This window comes from Aquabacterium sp. (genome assembly GCF_035476535.1).
Lineage (GTDB): Bacteria > Pseudomonadota > Gammaproteobacteria > Burkholderiales > Burkholderiaceae_C > Pseudaquabacterium.
Genome location: NZ_DATILJ010000275.1, coordinates 1 through 18,508, shown reverse-complemented (window position 1 = coordinate 18,508; position 18,508 = coordinate 1). Strand labels below are relative to the sequence as shown.

Below are 18,508 nucleotides of genomic sequence, written 5' to 3'. Positions count from 1 at the left end.
CCCCGGGTGGCGACCGAAACAAAGGACTCCAGCTGCTTGAGTTTGTCCATCAGACTCCGCCGAGCCGCCTCAAGGAGGCTGACGCCCCCTCGGGGGGCAGCGCACTACACGAAGTGAGAAGCGTGGGGGCACACATAGGGGCTGATTATGCGCATGGAAGTGTCGAATCGACCAGTCTATTGGGCCGATTGCGTTGCAGTTAACAGCGGATGATGTCCGCAGACAGCAATGCGTCGATGTCCTGCGCGCTGTAACCCGCCTGCGCCAGCAGTTCGCGCGTGTGCTCGCCCAGGCGCGGCGGTTGCGAACGGACGCCGGGACGCTCGCCATCCAACGTGAGCGGCAACAGCGGCACGCGGGTTTCGCGGCCATCGGGCAGCGTGAGCGGCGCCAGGCCGCCGGTCGCGTTGAGGTGAGGATCGTCGAACAGGTCTTCCGGCTGCGTGATGGGTGCGAACGGCAAGCCGTTCTTCTCGAAGACCGCGCTGAGTTCAGCGGCTGTGTGATCGGCGAGGCGCGAGCGCAGGATCGGCATCATCCAATCGCGCGAGTTGACTCGATCATTGTTGGTTTTCAAACGCGGATCGGCCTTGAGATCGCCGAAGCCGAACGCGTCGCAGAACAGCGCCCACTGCGTGTCGCTCACCGCCGCGAGAAAAATCTGCTCGCCGTCCTTCACCGTGAACACGTCGTACACGGCCCAGGCGGAAATGCGTCCCGGCATCGGCGCGGCGGGCTTGCCGGTGACAGCGAACTGCATCATGTGCTGCGCGACCAGGAACACGTTGTTTTCGAACAGCGCGCTCTGCACTTCCTGGCCGCGGCCGCTCTTCTCGCGTTGCGCCAGCGCCGCCATTGCCCCGATGGCGCCGAACATGCCGCCCATGATGTCGTTGACGCTGGTGCCGGCGCGCAGCGGCCGGCCCTCGGGCCCGGTCATGTAGGCCAGGCCGCCCATCATCTGCACCACCTCGTCCAGCGCGGTGCGCTGCTCGTAAGGACCGGGCAGGAAGCCTTTGTGCGAGACATGGATCAGGCGCGGGTTCAGCGTGGCCAGCGCCGCCGGGCCGAAGCCCAGCCTGTCCATCGTGCCGGGCTTGAAGTTCTCGCTGAACACATCGGCGCCGGCCACCAGCTTGAGCACGATCTCGCGGCCGCGCGGGTCTTTCACGTCCACCGCCAGGCTCTGCTTGTTGCGGTTGAACATCGAGAAGAAACCCGCGCCCGAACCCAGCAGCTTGCGCGTGTTGTCGCCGGCCAGCGGCTCGACCTTGATGACTTCAGCACCCAGGTCGGCCAGGATCATGCCGCAGCTCGGGCCCATCACCATGTGGGTGAATTCGATGACGCGGATGCCTTGCAGCGGCAAGGCTTGGGGCTTGTTCATCACGCGGCTCCCGCGCCGGCGTCCAGCAGCGCTTCTGTGGCCGGCCGGCGGCCGTCGGCATAGGCGAAGCCCCGGGTCAGGCCGGCCTGCGGCGTCATGCCGTACACCGGCTCGCCCGGCAGCCCGGCTTGCAGCGCCTGCCGCGCCAACATCATCTTGTGCAGGTCGACGCCGGTGGCGATGCCCATGGCCTCGAACATGAACACCAGGTCTTCGGTGACCACGTTGCCCGATGCGCCGGGCGCGTAGGGGCAGCCACCCAGGCCGCCCTGCGATGCATCGAAGGTGCGCACGCCCACGTCGTAGGCCGCCAGGCAGTTGGCCAGGCCCAGGCCGCGGGTGTTGTGCAAGTGGGCGGCGCCGGTCTTGTCGCCGATCGCCGCGCGCACCCGCTGGAACAGGCGCCGCACCTGGGCCGGGTTGGCCATGCCGGTGGTGTCGGACAGGCCGGCTTCGTCGACGCCGGCAGCCACCACCTGCTCGGCCAGCCAGACCACCTCGTCTTCGGCCACCGCACCCTGGATCGTGCAGCCGAAGGCGGTGGACAGGCCGGCCTCGATGCGGACCTGCGGCGCCCGTTCGTTGCGCAGCGCGACGATGCCGCGCAGCTCGTCGACCATCTGCTCGCGCGTCTTGCGCACATTGGCCAGTGAATGCGCCGCGCTGGCCGAGACCGGGATGGTGAGCTTGTGCACGCCGGCGGCCAGCGCCGCTTCGGCGCCGCGCTGGTTGGGCACCAGCGCCATCACCGTCAGCCCGGGCAGGCCCAGCGCGTGCCGCACCACCTCGGCCCCATCGGCCATCTGCGGCAGCAGCCGGGCCGGCACGAACGAGCCGACCTCGATCTCGCGCAGGCCGGCTGCGTGCAGCGCGCTGATCCAGGCCCGCTTGGCGGCCGTGGGCATGGTGCGCGCCACGCTCTGCAAGCCGTCGCGCGGACCAACCTCGCTGATCAGGACCCCGCAGGACGTCATCGATGGTCTCCGAAAATTCTGTAAGATAGAATCGAATTCTGTTAGATGAATCATAGATCCGGCCCGCCCGGCTGTCAAACAGCGTGCGGCCCGGGCCAGGCATCCGTGAAGGATTTGCCGGAACGGGCGCCGCCGTCGGCCACCGTGGCGCAGCGGGTCCGCAGCTTGCTATGGAGCACCTCATGAACATGATCATCAACAGGACTGTCGACGACGGAACGCTGCGCGCCGCGGCGATCCTGCAGACGCAGGGCGACCTGCACCGGGCGCTGACGCTGCGTTCGCCGCAGCTGGACGAACTGGCTTGCCTCACGCTGGTGCAGACAAGTGCCGGCGTGCGCACGCTCAGTGCAGTGGTGAACGGCCTGCTGCCGCACGCCGACGCACCAACACGCCTGGCGGCGCTGATCGAGCAGTCGCGCCGCTGCGGCCTGCCGGCCGTGTGCGATGGCCTCGACCTCGTGTGGCGCAGCCGGCAGCAGGCCCGGGTGGCGGAGTCGGTCGTCTGACCCCCGCGCGTCGTCGCGCCCGGACCGGGGCCGGCATGTCAGACTCTGCCGCAAGGGGGGTTCCCACCATGCCGAAAAAAGCCGCGCAGGCCTCCGTGGCCGATCAGGACGCCGCGCCGGGCGGCGCGGCCGCGGTCGACCGGGCCTTGAGCCTGCTGGCCTGCTACCGCGCAGGCGACGCGGCCCTGTCGCTCGCCGAACTGGCCGAACGCACGCAGCTGTACAAGAGCACGGTGCTGCGCCTGCTGGCCTCGCTGGTGCATGCGCGGCTGCTGCAGCGCACGGCGGACGGGCTCTACGGCCTGGGCCCCGAGCTGGCCCGGCTCAGCGCGATCTACACCGCGTCGTTCTCGCTCGAAGCCCAGCTGATGCCGGTGATGCGCGAGCTGGTGGCCACCACGCAGGAAAGCGTGTCGCTGCATGTGCGCCAGGGCGAGCACCGGCTGTGCCTGCTGCGGGTGGATTCACCGCAGGTGCTGCGCGACCATGTGCGCGCCGGCGACATTCTGCCGCTGGACCGCGGCGCGGGCGGCCGTGTGCTGCTGGCCTTCACCGGCGCCCGCGGCCGGCTCTACGCGCAGATCCGCCGCGACGGCGTGGTGATGCTCAGCGACGACCGCGTGCCGGGCGTCACCGGCGTCTCGGCGCCGGTGTGGGGGCCTGCCGGCGAGCTGGTCGGCGCGCTGACGCTGACGCTGCCGACGCAGCGCGCGCAGACCGCCTTCATCGCGGCAGTGCACGATGCGGCACGAGCCGCCACGCGCTGCCTCGGCGGCTCACGCGCCGTCGCGCGGTAGCCCGGTGGCCTGAGCGCCGCCCTGTGCCAGCGAGGCCACGCGCTGCATCGCGTAGTGGTCCACGAACGCGGCCACCGCCTGGGATCGGCAGTCCCGCGCCAGGTCATGCAGGTGCTGGGCGAAGGCGCTGTACTGCGGCTGCTGCCGCTGCAGGCGGCCGGTGCGCGCCATCATCTCGCGCATGTCGCCGACGCGCGCCAGGCGCTGCAGTTCGCGCAGTTCGTCGAGCGGCGGAACGGCCCAGGCCTCATTCAGGGCGTCGAGCCGCTCGTCCGCCACCTTGGCCATCGGCAGCGCCGTCCCCAGGCGGCGGCGCAGCTCGACGTCCGTTTCGGGCCGGCGGACCAGCTGCCGCTCCTCGGCCGCGACGGTGGGCGGCGCGCAAGGCGGCACCTCGATCTCGAACGCGAACAGGCTGCCCAGCCCGGGCTGGCTGTCGACCTGGATGTCGCCGCCCATCAGCCGCACCAACTGCCGGCTGATGGCCAGGCCCAGGCCGGCGCCGCCGCGGCGCCGGCGTTCCTCGGACACCTGTTCGAAAGGCTGGAACAGCTTGGCCAGCTGCGGCAAGGACATGCCGATGCCGCTGTCCTGCACCTCGAAGCGCAGCCGGACCGTGGGCCGCGTGCGTGACACCGGGCCGGTCTCGGCCCGCGCCACGCGCAGCGTCACCTGGCCGGCGTCGGTGAACTTCACGGCATTGGCCAGCAGGTTCAGCAGCACCTGGCGCAGGCGCAACTCGTCCACCCGCACAGCGGCCGGCAGGTCGGGGCCCAGTTCAATGCTCAGCTGCAGGCCCTTGTCCTCGGCCCGGCCGTGCACCATGTCGCCCACCGCCTGGGCATAAGCCGCCAGGCTCACCGGGCTGGGATAGAGGTCCAGCCGACCGGCGTCGATGCGCGACATGTCCAGCAGGTCGTTGATCAGGTTCAGCAGGTGCTGGCCGCTCTGCCGGATGATGCCGAGCGAGCGCTGCTGGCGGTCATTCAGGTTGGCTTCCGTCTGCAGCAGTTCGGCGAATCCCAGGATGCCGTTGAGCGGCGTGCGCAGCTCGTGGCTCATCTGCGCCAGGAAGTCGCTGCGCAGCCGGGCCAGGCGCTCGGCCTCGGCCAGCGCCGCCTCGCGGGCGGATTCGGCGGCCTTGCGCTCGCTGATGTTGCGCGCCACGCCCACGGTGCCGAGCAAGGTGCCGTCCTCGTCGCGCACCGCCGCCTTGTAGACCTCCATCCACTGCGTGCCGGTCTCGTCCTCGCTGGCATGCTCGACGGTCTTGCGCTCGCCCGAGGCCATCACCTCGGCGTCGTCGACCAACGAGGCATGGGCCAGCGCGGGCGGGCGCAGTTCACTGTCGCTGCGGCCGATCATCTGCTCCACCTCGTGGCCGCTGGCCTGCGCATGCGCGCGGTTGGTCACCAGGTAGCGGCTCTGCGTGTCCTTGAACCAGGCCCACATCGGCAGCATGTCGATCAGCGTGCGCAGGTAGCGGGCCTGCTGCCGCAGCGCGGCCGTGCGGTCGTTGATGCGCTGTTCCAGGCCGGTGTTGAGCGCCTGCAGGTCGTCCTGCGTCTGGCGCAAGGTGCGGTTGGTCGACACCAGGACCTGTTGCGAGCGCTTCAGGCGCCGCAGCAGGTAGACCATCGCGGCCAGCGCCAGCAGGCTGCCGACCAGCACCGAGGCCAGCCAGCGCTGCTGCAGTTCGCGCTGCTCGAGCTCGTGGCGCTGGCGCTCGTTGCGCCGCGTCAGCTCGGCGATCTCGCGCTGCTTGCTTTCGGTCTCGTAGCGCTGCGCCAACTCGACCAGGCGGGTGTTGGCACGCTCGCGCGCCGCCTTGGCCGACAGATCGGCCGCTTCCTGCGTCAACGCGTAGGCCCGGCGGTGGTCGCCGGACGCGGCGGCGATGGCCGCCACGCGCGACGCGCTGTCGGCCTTGTACGGCGTGAAGCCCAGTTCGTTGGCGATGGCCATCGCGCGTTCGGCGTCGGTGCGCGCAGCACCCAGCTGACCCATGTCCTGCAGGCAGCTGCTGCGCTTGTTCAGCACGAACCACAGGCCGATGCGGTTCGGGTAGCGGCTGTAGATCTCGAGCGCGTGGTCCAGCTGCGCCAGGGCCTGATCGGGCCGGCCTTGCAGGTGCCGCATGTTGGCCAGGGCATAGCGCGCAAAAGCCAGGTTGTAGGGCGTGCCCGTGGTCTCGAACATCTGCATCGAGGCCTGGACGTGGCGCTCGGCCTCGGCAAAGTCGCCGCGCCGGACGGCCACCGCGCCCAGGCCGGCCAGCGCATAACCTTCCACCAGCCCGGATTGCGCGGCACGCGCCTGCTCCAGCATCTGCTGGTAGTGCTGCCGCGCCTCGACCAGCCGGTCGCTTTGCTCGAAGGAGATCGCCAGCCCCTGGTGGGCAAAGGCCAGCGCCATCGGCACGCCGCTGCGCTTGGCGATTTCCATGGCCTGCATCGTCAGCGTCACCGACTCTTCGATCTGGCCGCGCCGGCGGTACATCATCGCCGTGCGCAGCAGCGATTCGCCCAGCAGCTCGGGCCGGTCGGCGCCTTCGAGCATGGCCATGCTGTGCACGGTGGCCGCCGCCACCGCATCCAGCCGGCCCTGGTTGACGGCGTTCAGCGCGATGTTGAGGTCGGCCTCGGCCTGGCCGATGCGGTCGCCGTGCCGGCCGGCCAGCGCCAGCGCCATCTCGGCATGTTCTCCGGCCACGTCGGTCTGCGCGAGGTAGATTTCAATGCGTGTGCGCAGGTTCCAGGCGCGCACCTGGTCGGCGGGCGTCGCGCCGGCCGGCATCGTGGCCTGCAGCTGCAGCGTGGCTTCCATCGCGCGCGGCGCGTCGTTCTCGGCCAGCAGGCGCACGCGCTCGATCTCGGCCCGCCAGTCGCCGAGCGCATCGGCGGCCCGCGCCGTGCCGGGCGCGGCGAACGACAGCAGGCACGCCACCCCGCAGCTCAGCAGGAAAGCCAGCAGCCAGGCAGAGCTACCCGGCCGCTGCACACGCGCGGCGCAGTTCACAACAGCTCCGTCATGCCGCCGCGGCGGGGGCGAGATCGATGTCGAAGCCGAAGCGGTTGCCGCCACCCGGCCGCGGCTCGGCGCGCAACTCGCCGCCCATCAGCCGCACGAGCTGGCGCGAAATCACCAGGCCCAGCCCGGTGCCCTGGCAGCGCTGCGTGCGCTCGCCCACTTGTTCGAACGGGCGGAACAGCCGCACACGCTGGGCTTCGGTGAGGCCGGTGCCGGTATCGTCCACCTCACAGTGCACCCGCGCCGGCCCATTGCGGAGCAGGCGCAGCGTCACCGCGCCGGCGTCGGTGAACTTCACCGCGTTGTCCAGCAGGTTCAGCAGCACCTGGCACAGCCGCTGTTCGTCGCCCAGCACATGCGTCGGCAGTTCGGGGCTCAACTCGAAGCTCAGCGCCAGCGCGGGCTTCTGCGCGGCCTTGACGCGGATGATGCCGTCGACGACGCGTATCAGCGACGCCAGTTCGAACGGCCGCGGGTTGAGCTCCAGTCGGCCGGCTTCGGCCTTGGCCAGGTCGAGGATGTCGTTGATCAGCGCCAGCAGGTGTTCACCGCTGCGCTGGATCATCTCGGCCGAGTGGCGGTGCCGCTCGCTCAGGCTGTCGTCGACCTGCATCAGTTGCGCAAAACCCAGGATGCCACTCAGCGGCGTGCGCAGTTCATGGCTGATGCTGGCCAGGAAGTGGCTCTTGGCCTGGTTGGACGCTTCGGCACGATCCTTGGCCTCCAGCATTTCGGCGCTGCGCTCGCGCGCCGACTGGCCGGCCTGCGCGCGGCCGATGGCATGGCGGATGGCCCGCGCCAGATGCGGCGCGTCGACCTGGCCCTTCACCAGGTAGTCCTGCGCGCCGGCGCGCATGGCCTGTACCGCGGTCTCCTCGTCGCCCAGGCCGCTGAAGACCAGCAGCGCCGGCCGGCAGGGGCTGCCGGCCAGCAGCCGCAGCAAGGTCGGCAGGCCCGTGCTGCCGGGCAGGCCCAGGTCCAGCAGCACGACATCCACGCGCCCCTGACCCAGCAGCTTCTGACCGGACTCCAGCGTATCGGTCCAGGCCAGGTCGACGTCCAGGCCTTCGGCCCGCAGATCGGCCAGCATCTCGGTCATCAGGCGTGCGTCGGCGGGATCGTCCTCGATCAATAACAGCCGGATCGGAGGGGACATGATGGGCTCCTTCACGGTGACGGCAATCGCACCACCGTCAGCCAGAAATTCTCGATGGCCTGCACCACGCGGATGAACTGCTCGAAGTCCACCGGCTTGGTGACATAGCAGTTGGCGCTCAGGTGGTAGGCCCGCAGCACGTCTTCTTCGGCCTGCGAGGTGGTCAGCACCACCACGGGAATGATGCGCAGCAACGGGTCGGCCTTGATCACCGACAGCACCTCGCGCCCGTCCATGCGCGGCAGGTTCAGGTCCAGCAGGATCAGGTCAGGGCGCGGCGCATCGGCATGGGTACCGCGTCGGTACAGGAAGTCCAGCGCGGCCAGGCCGTCTTCGACCACATGCAGCCGGTTCCAGATCCGGCCGTCCTTGAATGCTTCACGCGTCAGGCGCACATCGCCGGGGTTGTCTTCGACCATCAGGATCTCGATGGCCCGCATCTGCTCGAACATGCTCATCGCCAAGCTCCCCGGCGCGGCTTGTGCGCCTGAACCACTATAGGGCGAGCCCGTGGCTGTGCTCAAGCCAACAACCCCCGACACAGGGTGATGACGCTTCGACGCGTTGGCAGGCCGGCTGGGACGTTGTCGTAATGGCATGAGCGATGTGAACCATAAATCTCGCTCTATTCTAGTTTGCAATCAGTTCTGATTCAAGCGATCATTTACAGACCGAGCCGCCTCCCATGATTCGCGGCGCGGGAGTCCCGGAGCAGTGAGGCGACCCCGCCGCATCGGAGCCTGCAGTTTGAGGTCGCGTCATGCCGCGCGTAGCGGTCGGAGACACATGATGAATATGCGAGTCGATGCGGGCACCAGAGCGCCTGCCAACGCCCCTTCCGGCAGGCCGATGACGGTGCGCCTGCAGTTGGGCCTGGCCTTCGGCGCGCTGACCGCGCTGATGGTGCTGGTGTCCGTCCTGTGCCTGCACGCGCTGCGCGAATCGCATGACGACTTCGCGACCTTCGTGCACGAGTCGCTGGCCCAGGACGAGTTGGCCATGACCGTGCGCCTGGCGGCGAACCGGCGCGCCATCTCGATTCGCAACCTGCTGCTGCAGGATGAGCCCGCCGAGCGCCAGGCCGAGACCCAGATCCTCGCCAGCACGCAGGAGGAGTTGGTCAAGGCCCTGACCAGCCTGGGCCAGAAAGTGCGGCAAGCCAAGGACAGCGATCCGCAGGAGCGCGACCTGGTGGCGGAGATCGAACGGGTGGAAGCGGCCTACGCACCGGTGGCCAAGGCCATCGTGGACCTGATCCACAGCGGCGCCCGCGACAAGGCCATGGAGCAGATGAACCAGCGCGGCAAGCCGCTGCTGGAGGCCCTGCGCAAGGCCACCGGCGAGTTCACCGATGCCAGCAAGAAGCACGCGCATCAAGACGTCGTGGATGCCGAATCGCACTACGCCACGAACCGCTGGATCCTGATCGCCAGCTGCACCGTGGCCGGGCTGGCCTCGCTGCTGCTGGGCGTCTTCATCACCCGGCGCCTGGCGGGCGCGCTCGGCGCCGAACCGGCCGAGCTGAGCGACGCGGCGCAGCGCGTGGCCTCCGGCGACCTGAGCCCGGTGCCCGGCGCCGAGCAGGCCCGCGCCGGCTGCGTGCTGGCCTCGATGGGCCAGATGCAGCGCAACCTGCTGACCCTGATCGGCCAGGTGCGCCAGAGCGCCGACTGCATCGCCACGGCTTCGTCGCAGATCGCCACCGGCAACGCCGACCTGTCCAGCCGCACCGAGCAGCAGGCCAGCGCGCTGCAGCAGACCGCCGCGTCGATGCAGCAGATGACCGACACCGTGCGCGCCAATGCCGACAGCGCGCGCCAGGCCAACCAGTTGGCCAATGCCGCCGCGGCGGTGGCCGGCAAGGGCGGCAACGTGGTGCACGAGGTGGTGGCGACGATGAAGCAGATCAGCGAGGCCAGCACGCAGATCGCCGACATCATCGGCGTCATCGACGGCATTGCCTTCCAGACCAACATCCTGGCGCTGAACGCCGCGGTGGAAGCCGCGCGGGCCGGCGAGCAGGGCCGCGGCTTCGCGGTGGTGGCCGGCGAGGTGCGCTCGCTGGCCCAGCGCAGCGCCCAGGCTGCGCGCGAGATCAAGACGCTGATCAACGACTCGGTCGAACGGGTGCACGGCGGCACGCTGCTGGTGGACCAGGCCGGCGCGACGATGGCCGAGATCGTGCAGCAGGTCGGCCGCGTGACGGACCTGATCGCCGAGATCGATGCCGCCACCACCGAACAGAGCAGCGGCATCATCCAGGTCAACCAGGCGGTGGGCTCGCTGGAACACGGCACGCAGCAGAACGCCGCACTGGTGGAAGAAAGTGCGGCGGCCGCCGAGAGCCTGAAGCAGCAGGCCAAGGGCCTGACGGACGTGGTCGGCGCCTTCCGGCTGCAGGCAGCAGGCGCATGATGCCAGCGCTGAACCCGCCACTCGACCCGCAGAAGCAGGCCAGGGATGCGCTGCGGAACTTGCTGTCGCGCCTGGCGCTGGTCTCGGTGCAGGGCGAGCAGTTGCAGAGCCTGTGCGACGACCTGGCGCCGGTGATCCGCGCCATCCGGCGCGACCCGCAGCTGGCGGAAACCGCCGGGCTGCTGGCCTCGGCCGTGCTGGCGGCCTCGGGGGTGGCACGCGACATTGCAGTGATGGCCGACGTGCTGCGTGACGGCCTGCAACCGCCCGGGCTGGACAGTCGCCTGCCCGCGGCCCCACCCTCCATCCCGGAGGCGTGATGCCCAGCGGCGCGGGCGCTCAGGTCGCCGTCAGGCTGCCGCGGAACGAATAACCCACACGCGGCTCGGCATGCAGCGGCACGCCGGCCGGCGTGGCGCGCTCGATGCGGCGGCGCAGCCGGTAGATCGCCGCGTGCAGCAGGTTGTCGGCCTCGGCGGCCGGGTCGCGCCCCAGCCGTTCGCACAAGGTGGCATGCGTCACCGTGGCGCCCTGCGCGGCGACGAAGCACTCGACCACCGCCTGGTCGTTCTCGCTCAGGTCGATGCGCGTGCCCTCGGGGGCGATCAGCTGCCGCGCCTTGCGGTCCAGCCGCCAGGCCCCGGCCTGCGTGCGGCCGGCTTCGATGCGGCGGTGCACCGCCTCGATCGCCAGCGCCACCTGTTCCATGCGCACCGGCTTCATCAGGTGCATGTCGGCGCCGGCGCGCATCACCGATTCGAAGACATCGGTGTCCATGCGGCCGGAGACGACGACGATGCCGGCTGGGCCGCGCCGCCGCACCAGCCGGATCAGGTCGACGCCGTCGACGCCCGGCAGCATCAGGTCGATGACGTAGAAATCGAACTCGAAGGCCTGCGGCGAGGTCAGGAACTCGTCGCTGTCGTGGTAGGCGGTGACGGCCACGCCACGCGGCTGCAGGTACTGCGCGAGGTAGGCCGCGTGGTCCTGATCGTCGTCGACGATGGCCAGCCGGGCCGGCAGTGCGTTCATCGGTGTGTTCACGCGTCGGCAGCCTGCAAGATGATCATGCGCATGATCCTACCGCGCGGCCCGGGGATTCAGGCCCGCGGCAAGGTGAAGCGGAACACCGAGCCGCCGCCCTCGGCGGGTTCGACCCAGATGCGCCCGCCATGGCGTTCGACGATGCGCTTGCACAGCGCCAGCCCGATGCCGGTGCCGGGATAGGCGTCGCGGCCGTGCAGGCGCTGGAACATCACGAAGATGCGCTCGCCGAACTCCGGCGCGATGCCGATGCCGTTGTCGCGCACTGAAAAGCACCAGCCGGCGTCGTCGGGCACGCAGTCGATGCGGATCTGCGGCGCCGTGCCGCCGCGGAACTTGATCGCGTTGCCTACCAGGTTCTGCAGCAGCTGCACCAGCTGAGGCGCATCGCCCAGCACCGTCGGCAAGACGCCGCACGCGACCTGAGCGCCGCTTTCCTCCATCGCTACGCGCAGGTGCTGCAGCGCCAGCTGCACCGCGTCCGCCGCGTCGACCGGGGCCAGCGGACGGGCCTTGGTGCCCAGCCGCGAATAGGCCAGCATGTCATTGATCAAGGCCTGCATGCGCTTGGCGCCATCCACCGCGAAGCCGATGAATTCCTGGCCGTTCGCGTCGAGCTGGTCGTGGTAGCGCTTGGCCACCAGCTGCAGGTAGCTGGCGATCATGCGCAATGGCTCCTGCATGTCGTGCGATGCGACATAGGCCAGCTGTTCCAGCTCGGCATTGGACCGCTTCAGCGCCTCCTGCACCTCTTCACGCGCGGCGATCTCGCGGCGCAGCTGCAGGTTCTGCGCCGACAGCTGGCGCCGCAGCGCGGCCAGCGCCAGGTGGGTTTCGACACGGGCCAGCAGCTCGGCGCTGTCCACCGGCTTGGCCACATAGTCCACCGCACCGCTGGAAAAACCGATCAGCTTGTCGCCGGTCTCGACCCGCGCGCTCATGAAGATCACCGGAATCTCGCGCAAGTCTTCATGGGCCTTCAGCCGGCGGCAGGTTTCGAAGCCGTCGATGCCGGGCATCATCACGTCCAGCAGGATCAGCGCCGGCCGCACCAGCACCGCGCGCTCGATGGCTTCGTCGCCGGCCTGCGCCACCGTCACGCGGTAGCCCTGGTGCTCGAGGTGCCGCGCCACCAACTCCAGGTTGGCCGGCAGGTCGTCGACCACCAGGATCGTCGCGTCGTGGGCGGGGGAGGTCTCGGCTGGCACGGCCTGCGCTGGCGTGGCGGAAGTGCTCAGTCTAGCCCCCCGACCGCCGGGCGCACAGCGCAGCACAGGCCTGTGGCGCGCGCTCGACACACCCTGCATTCGAGTTCAAGATAGTCCGCACAAGGCTTTGGGACAGAGGCAGCGCCATGACCACGAAGATCGGGATCCGGGGCCTGATGCTGGTGATGCTGGCCGCCGTCGCCTGCGGCGCCGGGGCGCAGCCGGCGAAACCGAAACGCGAGGCCTACCAGGCCTCGGTGGTCAATGCCGGCGATATCGTGCCGCCGCGCGTGGTGCCGCCGTGCCGCCCCGGCCGCTGCCCCTTCGCCGGCCAGCAGGTCACCGTGCTGCAGGTGCGCAGCGACAAGGGCGGTGTGCTCGGCGAGCTGAAGGAGGAGTTCGAAGCGGCCACCGGCGCCCGGCTCACCTTGGTGCAGCTGACGCACCAGGAGTTTTTCCCCACCTTCATCTCCGACCTGACGCACCGCAGCGGCAAGTACGATGCGGCCATCGCCGGCGCCTGGTGGCTGGGAGAACTGGTGGCCGGCAACTACATCATCCCCTACGACAAATATCACCAGGACCCGCGCTTCCCCGCCTGGGACATCGATGACGTGCTGCCGGGCCCGCGGGCGCTGCTGCGCTACGGCGGCAAGAAGTACATGGTCGCCAACGATCACGACGGCCAGGTCCTGTACTACCGCCGCGACCTGTTCGACGACCCGCAGCACCAGGCGGCGTTCAAGCAGCAGTACGGCTACGCGCTGGCAGTGCCCACGACCTGGGCCCGGTTCCGCGATGCGGCCGAGTACTTCAACGGCAAGGACCTGAACGGCGATGGTGCGCCCGACCACGGCCTGTCGATGCACCTGAAGGTCGGCGCGCAAGGCATGTTCCACTTCATGTCCTTCTCGGCGCCCTTCGTCATCGGGCCGGCCAATCCCCGGCATTACTGGTTCGACCCGCAGACCATGAAACCGCTGATCGAAAGCCCGGGCCATGTGCGGGCGCTGAAGGCGCTGGTCGAGCTGGTGCGCTTCGGGCCCAAGGACATGCTGGGCTGGGACCTGGGCAAGAGCTGGGATCACTTCCTGGCGGGCCGCGCGGCGCTCAGCTTCACCTGGGGCGACCTGGGCGCACTGGCGCAGGACAAGGGCAGCCAGGTCAAGGGCAAGGTCGGCACCGCGCACCTGCCCGGCAGCGACGAGTACTACGCCATCGCGCAGCAGCGATGGATCAAGACCGAAGCGCCGAACCGCGTCGGTAATACCACCGGCGGTTCCTGGGCCGGCGTGATCTCGCGGGACTCCAAGGTGCCGCAGGCCACCTACTACCTGCTGGCGCTGATGGCCCACAAAGCCAAGTCCGTGGTCTATGCGACACGCGGCTGGGACGGCATCGACGCCGGGCGCCACTACCACTTCCTGCCGCCCGATGGGAGCGGCCAGCTCGACGCCTACCTGAAGGCCGGCTGGCACGAAGCCGATGTGCGCGACTACACGAAGGCCTATTTCGAGGACTTCAACAACCCGCTGCAACTGCCCTACCTGCGCATTCCCGGCGCCTTCAGCTACTGGCAGGCGCTGGATGTGCACCTGGCCGAGGCCGCTGCCGGCCAGCTGAGCCCCGAGGCGGCGCTGAAGGCGACGGCCGTCGACTTCGAGGAGATCACCATCAGTCTCGGCCGCGAGCGGCAGCGGCGCGCGTACCGCGATTCGCTGGGGCTGTGAGCCGTGCGGCCGGCGCATGATCATCGGCCTGCCCAGCGTCACCGGTGTGCCGGCCTGCTGCTGGCCCTGGCCACGTCGGCCGCCACCGGGGGCCCGGCAGCCTCGACGCCCGCGGCGCCGGACGTCCAGCCCTTCGGCAGCGCCACGGTCACCGTGGTCAAGCCGAGCGACATCGTCCCGCCACGCCTGCTGCCGCCCTGCCCGCCGGGCCAGTGCCGCTTTGCCGGCCAGACGGTGACGATGCTGCTACCCCGCAGCGTGATCGCCACGCCGGTGCTGGAGGTCAGGGAGGAGTTCGAAGCCGCCACCGGCGCGACGCTGAAGACCGTGCAGGTCGGCTCAATGGAGCTGTTCGACCACTTCTATGCCGACGTGACCCACCGCACCGGCCGCTACGACAGCTTCCTCGCCAGCGCCTGGTGGCTGGGCGAGCTGGTGGCCGGCGATCACCTGCTGCCCTACGACAAGTACCACAAGGACCCGCGCTTCCCGCAGTGGGACATCGAGGACGTGCTGCCGGCGCCGCGCGCGCTGCTGAGCTACGGCGACAGGAAGTACATGGTGGCCAACGACCACGATGGCCAGGTGCTGTACTACCGCCGCGACCTGCTGGCCGATGCGCAGCACAAGAAGGCCTTCCAGCAGAAATTCCACTACCCCTTGCAAGTGCCCCGGACCTGGCAGCAGTTCCGCGACATGGCCGAGTACTTCAACGGCCAGGATCTCAACGGCGACGGCGTGCCCGACCACGGCCTGTCGCTGCCGCTGAAGGCCAGCAACCAGGGCATGTTCCACTTCATGTCGCTGTCGGCCTCCTTCGTCATCGGGCCGAGCAACCCCCGGCTCTACTGGTTCGACCCGCAGAGCATGCAGCCGTTGATCGAAAGCCCCGGCCATGTGCGGGCGCTGCAGACGCTGGTCGACCTGGTGCAGTTCGGACCGCGCGAGATGCTGGGCTGGGAGCCCGGCAGGAGCTGGGACCACTTCCTGGCCGGCCGCGCGGCACTGAGCTTCAGCTGGGGCGACCTGGGCGCGCTGGCGCAGCAGCAGGGCAGCCAGGTCAAGGGCAAGGTCGGCACCGCAGCACTGCCCGGCAGCACCGAGTACTACAGCATCGCGTCAGGCCGCTGGATGCGCACCGAGTTGCCCAACCGGGTTGGCAACACCACCGGTGGGTCGTGGGCCGGCGTCATCGCCAAGCACTCGAAAGCGCCGGCCGCCACCTACTTCCTGCTGGCGCTGCTGGCCACCAAGGACAAATCCATGGCCTATGCGGCGCGCGGCTCCGACGGCATCGACCCCGGACGCCGCTACCACTTCCTGCCGCCCGACGGCAGCGCGCGGGTGAAGGCCTACCTGCAAGCCGGCTGGGACGAGGCCGATGTGCGCGACTACCTGCACGCCTACCACGACACCTTCAGCAACCCGCTGCAACTGCCCTACCTGCGCATCCCGGGCACCTACAGCTACTGGCAGGCCTTCAATCAGCACCTGGCGGAAGCCGCGGCCGGCCGGGTCAGCCCGCAGGCAGCCTTGAAGGCCACGGCGCTGAGCTTCGAGGAAACCACGCTGCGCCTCGGGCGCGATGCGCAGCGACGGGCCTACCGGGCCTCGCTGGGCCTGTAGGGCACCGTGGACCGACTGATCCGCCTCGGACTCGGCAGCAAGCTCACGCTGGCCTTCGCGGCGCTGGCAGCCGTCACGCTGCTGGTGGTGCTGCTGGCCTTCGTGGCCGGGCGCAATGCCATCCGCGACATCGAGCTCACCGAACAGGTGCGGAGCCCCGTCTGGGTCGCTTCCGAACAGGCCCAGGCCAGCCTGCTGAAGGTGCAGCTGCATGTGCGCGGCTACCTGGTGCTCGGCGATCCGGCCGACATCGATCACTACCGGCGCGCGCGCCAGGATTTCGAGAAAAGCCTGGCGGCGCTGCAGGCGATGTCCAGCGGCCGGCCGGACGACACCGAGGCCCGCTGGGTCGCCGAACTGACGCAGATCTACCAGCGCTGGGCCGATCTGCCGCTGCAGCTGTTCGACCTGCATGACAACCCGCTGAAGAACCGGCCCGCGCTGCGCATCGGCCGGGTCGAATTGCAGGCGCTGCGGGTGCGCGTGCTCGACGAGATCGACATCCTGATCGGCCTGCAGAAGGCTCGCGAACCGACACCGCGCAACGGCGGGCCGATGAGCGAGCTGCTGGCCTTCCAGACCTCGTTCGACGCGCTGACGACCAACCTGATGGCCTACGCCGCCTCGGGTGAACTCAACTTCAAGCTGACCTACGGCCCGCAGCTGGCCACCAACGCCACGATCTGGAACTCGCTGTCGGCCCGGCGCCCGCAGCTGTCCGCCGCGCAACGGGCCCGGCTGGATGCGATCGCGCGGCACCGCGCCGAGATCGCCGAGCACGCGCTGCAGATCGTCGCCATCCTCAACGGCGAACACGCCCGCGAAGACCTGTACCTCTACCGCACCCAGGTGGCGCCACAGGCCGAGGCGATGATCGTGCTGCTCGGCCAGGTCACCTCGCGCCAGCAGGCGCAGCTGAAGAGCGAGCTGGCCCGTGCCCGCGGCCGCCTGGCCGATGCCAGCACCTACACCATGGCCGGCGGGCTGGCCGCCGTGGTGCTGGGCGTGGTGATGGCCTTCGCCTTCCGCCGCCGCATCGTCGGGCCGGTGCAGCGGCTGACCGGCGTGGCCGAACGCGTGGCCGGCGGCGACCTGTCGGCGCGCGCGACGGTGGAGACGCAGGACGAGATCGGCGTGCTGGCCACCAGCTTCAACACCATGACCGAGCGCCTGGCGCACAGCATCGAGCACCTGGAGGCGGTGTTCGCCGAGGCCCAGCGCGCAAAGGACGCGGCCATCGTCGCCAACCGCGCCAAGAGCACCTTCCTCGCGACGATGAGCCACGAGCTGCGCACGCCGCTCAACGCGATCCTGGGCTACGCCCAGATCCTGCTGTACGACAAGGCCCTGGACGACCAGCAGATCGCCGGCCTGCACACCATCCAGCGCAGCGGCGAGCACCTGCTGCGGCTGATCAACGACATCCTGGACCTGTCGCGCATCGAAGCCGGCAAGATCGATCTGCGCCCCGAGCCGGTGTCGCTGGCGGCGTTCCTGCGCGCGATCACCGACATCATCTGCATCAAGGCCGAAGAGAAAGGCCTGCAGTTCAGCTTCGACGATGCCAGCGGCCTGACGTCGGCCGTGCTGTTCGACGAGCAGCGCCTGCGCCAGGTGCTGCTGAACCTGCTGAGCAACGCGGTGAAATTCACCGAGCAGGGCAACGTGAGCCTGCGCCTGCGGCCGCTGGCAACGGGCGAGCACAGCGTGACCCTGCGCTTCGAGGTCGAGGACAGCGGCATCGGCATTCCGCCCGCGCAACACCGGGCCATCTTCGAACCCTTCGAGCAGGCCGCCGACGTGCAGCGCCACTTCGGCGGCACCGGGCTGGGCCTATCGATCAGCCGCCAGCTGGTGCGGCTGATGGGCAGCGACATCCAGCTCGACAGCCAGGTCGGCCAGGGCAGCCGCTTCTGGTTCGACCTGGCGCTGCCGACCACCACGCAGGCGGCGCGCGGCGAGGCATCGCTCGCGCCGCTGCGCCCGGTCGGCTACCGCGGCGAGACACGCAAGCTGTTGATCGTCGACGATGTCGCGGCCAACCGTGCGCTGCTGGTGAGCCTGCTGTCGCCACTGGGCTTCAAGACCCTGCAGGCCGACAACGGCGCCGCGGCGCTGCAGCAGGCGCAGGCCCAGGCGCCGGACCTGATCATGATGGACAGCGTGATGCCGGGCATGGACGGCCTGGAGGCGACGCGCCAGATCCGCCAGCAGCCGTCCCTGCGCCAGGTGCCGATCATCGTCGTCTCGGCCAGCGCCTCGGCGGCCGACCAGCAGGCCAGCCGCGAGGTCGGCGCCAGCGCCTTCCTGCCCAAGCCGATCGCGCTGGACGCGCTGCTGCACCAGATCGGCCGGCTGCTGCAGTTGGACTGGATCGTCGACAAGGCCGCAGCCCAGCCCGCCGATACCGCGGCCCCGGCGGCGCTGGTCCCGCCGCCGACCGCCGAGATGGACCTGCTCTATGGCCTGGCCCAGACCGGCAACATGAGCAGCATCCGCGCCCATGCCGATCACATCGAAAGCCTGGGCACCCGCTACGCCGCGTTCGCGCAGCGCCTGCGCGAACTGGCGGACCGCTACCAGTCGCGAGCGATCCTCGACCTGGCGCGCAAGTTCATGGAGCCGCCGGGGT

General features: G+C 69.7%; 14 protein-coding genes. 7 read left to right on the top strand and 7 right to left on the bottom strand.

The window, feature by feature from the left end; translation table 11 throughout:
- Positions 1-199: 199 nt before the first annotated feature.
- Together VLK61_RS27380 and VLK61_RS27375 are read right to left on the bottom strand one after the other, a co-directional pair.
- Entirely contained in the window at positions 200-1,387 is a 1,188-nt protein-coding gene (locus VLK61_RS27380; RefSeq protein ID WP_325426013.1) for a CaiB/BaiF CoA transferase family protein, read from the bottom strand.
- On the bottom strand, positions 1,387-2,361 hold the full coding sequence (locus tag VLK61_RS27375) for a hydroxymethylglutaryl-CoA lyase (RefSeq protein WP_325426011.1): 975 nt from the start codon (positions 2,359-2,361) through the stop codon (positions 1,387-1,389). The genes VLK61_RS27380 and VLK61_RS27375 overlap by 1 nt, the downstream gene beginning before the upstream one ends.
- A gap of 182 nt (positions 2,362-2,543) precedes the next feature.
- On the opposite strand from VLK61_RS27375, the gene VLK61_RS27370 reads away from it, so the two are divergent.
- Entirely contained in the window at positions 2,544-2,870 is a 327-nt protein-coding gene (locus VLK61_RS27370; RefSeq protein ID WP_325426009.1) for a hypothetical protein, read from the top strand.
- Positions 2,871-2,938: 68 nt separating this feature from the next.
- A complete protein-coding gene (locus VLK61_RS27365; protein WP_325426007.1) occupies positions 2,939-3,667 on the top strand; it encodes an IclR family transcriptional regulator in 729 nt (242 codons plus the stop codon).
- Here VLK61_RS27365 and VLK61_RS27360 read toward each other — a convergent pair.
- Genes VLK61_RS27360 through VLK61_RS27350 form a run of 3 tightly spaced genes read right to left on the bottom strand, consistent with a single transcriptional unit; the run spans position 3,647 to position 8,311 of the window.
- A complete protein-coding gene (locus VLK61_RS27360) occupies positions 3,647-6,685 on the bottom strand; it encodes an ATP-binding protein (protein WP_325426005.1) in 3,039 nt (1,012 codons plus the stop codon). The two genes, VLK61_RS27365 and VLK61_RS27360, sit on opposite strands and share 21 nt — an antisense overlap.
- Before the next feature lie 10 nt (positions 6,686-6,695).
- A complete protein-coding gene (locus tag VLK61_RS27355) occupies positions 6,696-7,853 on the bottom strand; it encodes an ATP-binding response regulator (protein ID WP_325426003.1) in 1,158 nt (385 codons plus the stop codon).
- Between the two features lie 11 nt (positions 7,854-7,864).
- Positions 7,865-8,311, bottom strand: a complete 447-nt coding sequence (locus VLK61_RS27350) for a response regulator (protein ID WP_325426001.1) — start codon at positions 8,309-8,311, stop codon at positions 7,865-7,867.
- Positions 8,312-8,702: 391 nt separating this feature from the next.
- Here VLK61_RS27350 and VLK61_RS27345 point away from each other — a divergent pair, with 391 nt between their 5' ends.
- Positions 8,703-10,268 carry a methyl-accepting chemotaxis protein gene (locus tag VLK61_RS27345; RefSeq protein ID WP_325425999.1) on the top strand — a complete coding sequence of 522 codons (1,566 nt, stop codon included), beginning with the start codon at positions 8,703-8,705 and terminating at the stop codon, positions 10,266-10,268.
- A complete protein-coding gene (locus tag VLK61_RS27340; protein ID WP_325425997.1) occupies positions 10,268-10,588 on the top strand; it encodes a hypothetical protein in 321 nt (106 codons plus the stop codon). The genes VLK61_RS27345 and VLK61_RS27340 overlap by 1 nt, the downstream gene beginning before the upstream one ends.
- 19 nt (positions 10,589-10,607) lie before the next feature.
- Here the strand turns inward: VLK61_RS27340 and VLK61_RS27335 are convergent, their stop codons facing one another.
- Complete coding sequence (locus VLK61_RS27335; RefSeq protein WP_325425995.1) at positions 10,608-11,300, bottom strand: response regulator transcription factor; 693 nt, start codon at positions 11,298-11,300, stop codon at positions 10,608-10,610.
- 68 nt (positions 11,301-11,368) lie between these two features.
- On the bottom strand, positions 11,369-12,520 hold the full coding sequence (locus VLK61_RS27330; RefSeq protein WP_325425993.1) for a sensor histidine kinase: 1,152 nt from the start codon (positions 12,518-12,520) through the stop codon (positions 11,369-11,371).
- A 146-nt stretch (positions 12,521-12,666) separates the two neighbouring features.
- Here VLK61_RS27330 and VLK61_RS27325 point away from each other — a divergent pair, with 146 nt between their 5' ends.
- From VLK61_RS27325 to VLK61_RS27315, 3 genes are all read left to right on the top strand, one after another.
- The gene (locus tag VLK61_RS27325) at positions 12,667-14,250 is read left to right on the top strand and encodes an ABC transporter substrate-binding protein (protein WP_325425991.1); all 1,584 of its coding nucleotides are present in this window, start codon (positions 12,667-12,669) and stop codon (positions 14,248-14,250) included.
- A gap of 3 nt (positions 14,251-14,253) precedes the next feature.
- The gene (locus VLK61_RS27320) at positions 14,254-15,876 is read left to right on the top strand and encodes an ABC transporter substrate-binding protein (protein ID WP_325425989.1); all 1,623 of its coding nucleotides are present in this window, start codon (positions 14,254-14,256) and stop codon (positions 15,874-15,876) included.
- 6 nt (positions 15,877-15,882) lie between these two features.
- The coding region (locus VLK61_RS27315; RefSeq protein WP_325425987.1) for an ATP-binding protein at positions 15,883-18,508 on the top strand (2,626 nt) is incomplete at its 3' end.

Bases quoted from the DNA above. Each gene is read 5' to 3' on its own strand.
- VLK61_RS27380 (WP_325426013.1), bottom strand. From the start codon at position 1,387: ATGAACAAGCCCCAAGCCTTGCCGCTGCAAGGCATCCGCGTCATCGAA.
- VLK61_RS27370 (WP_325426009.1), top strand. From the start codon at position 2,544: ATGAACATGATCATCAACAGGACTGTCGACGACGGAACGCTGCGCGCC.
- VLK61_RS27355 (WP_325426003.1), bottom strand. From the start codon at position 7,853: ATGTCCCCTCCGATCCGGCTGTTATTGATCGAGGACGATCCCGCCGAC.
- VLK61_RS27335 (WP_325425995.1), bottom strand. From the start codon at position 11,300: ATGAACGCACTGCCGGCCCGGCTGGCCATCGTCGACGACGATCAGGAC.
- VLK61_RS27350 (WP_325426001.1), bottom strand. From the start codon at position 8,311: ATGAGCATGTTCGAGCAGATGCGGGCCATCGAGATCCTGATGGTCGAA.
- VLK61_RS27375 (WP_325426011.1), bottom strand. From the start codon at position 2,361: ATGACGTCCTGCGGGGTCCTGATCAGCGAGGTTGGTCCGCGCGACGGC.
- VLK61_RS27340 (WP_325425997.1), top strand. From the start codon at position 10,268: ATGCCAGCGCTGAACCCGCCACTCGACCCGCAGAAGCAGGCCAGGGAT.
- VLK61_RS27325 (WP_325425991.1), top strand. From the start codon at position 12,667: ATGACCACGAAGATCGGGATCCGGGGCCTGATGCTGGTGATGCTGGCC.
- VLK61_RS27345 (WP_325425999.1), top strand. From the start codon at position 8,703: ATGACGGTGCGCCTGCAGTTGGGCCTGGCCTTCGGCGCGCTGACCGCG.
- VLK61_RS27365 (WP_325426007.1), top strand. From the start codon at position 2,939: ATGCCGAAAAAAGCCGCGCAGGCCTCCGTGGCCGATCAGGACGCCGCG.